The sequence below is a fragment of the Candidatus Obscuribacterales bacterium genome (assembly GCA_036703605.1).
In the GTDB taxonomy this organism is placed as follows: Bacteria; Cyanobacteriota; Cyanobacteriia; order RECH01; family RECH01; genus RECH01.
Window position 1 is genome coordinate 1 of record DATNRH010000050.1, and the last position, 1028, is coordinate 1028.

Consider the following 1028-nt stretch of genomic DNA (forward strand, 5'->3'; position numbering starts at 1 on the left):
CCATCAACTGGCTGCCAGCGTAAGGACTGGTTATAGCCGTTTCACAGGGCAACAGTCGCAGCCACTGAAACACGGTAAAGCCGTCATGGTGGCCCACCATATTGCCAGCCTGATCGGAGCCCACAGAGCAATTGTAGGCGCAAAACATCTTGAACGCCAACACTCCTGGTGCAGAGGTAGTGACCAAAAAGGCAAAAGCGTGTGACCCATTCCTCTGGCGGTTTTCTCGCTCCAGAGGCTCCTGTGTGTCGATATGAACCAGGAAGATGTAGCCATCCAGAGTAGGCTTGGCCAGCACTTGATCTGCCGCACGACGTACGTCCTCGCGCCAAGTCTGCACAGTGGTCAGAGGAAAGCACAGACTAAACGCTGCCGCTGCAATGACACCAGCATTGATGCCACACAGAGTGGGTTCGGCTGAAGCAAACAGACGGAAGATGCTGTTGGCGCCGCTGCGGCAAGACTGGGTTACCATATGCACGGGCATACCGAGACCTACAGACAAGGGAGTCTTCTCCAGGGCAAACTCCAGCACTTGCTGTCCAGAGATTAACTCGTACTTGGGAGACACTCTGGGAGTCTTGTCTTCGAGGGGTACCACATTCATCGTCTTGACGTACGCCTGCAGCATCTGAGATTCCCAGGACAAGATGCTGCTTGGAAAATAGGATTGCAAGCGCTGTGCGGTAATGGCTGTGGCTTCCGCAGCGTAACCTGGTGCAGTCTTGGGCATCAGGGGAATCATGAGCGCAGCCATCTGAGAGGCCACATGAATAAGAAAGGTGGTGTCCTGCGTATCGCACACAAACTGCACAGTGTTGTAGCCACTCCTCTTGGCCCCTGCGTTCTTGAGGATGTTGCGAACCACCATGGTGTGCCATATGCAGCGAGCAATCCAACGCTCTCCAAAGCCAGGCAGAACTAAACCTTGCGCCTCGCGTCCGGAGCGAGCCAGAGACTTGAAAGCGTCGAGAACGTAAGTGTACAACATCGACACCTCCTTGCTCTTGGTCTCTTCCGGTTGTGCT

General features: G+C 54.7%; 1 protein-coding gene. It reads right to left on the bottom strand.

The features are described from left to right. A partial coding sequence (locus tag V6D20_01220) for a hypothetical protein (protein HEY9814418.1) occupies positions 1-991 on the bottom strand: 991 nt, incomplete at its 3' end. Positions 992-1028 lie beyond the last annotated feature (37 nt).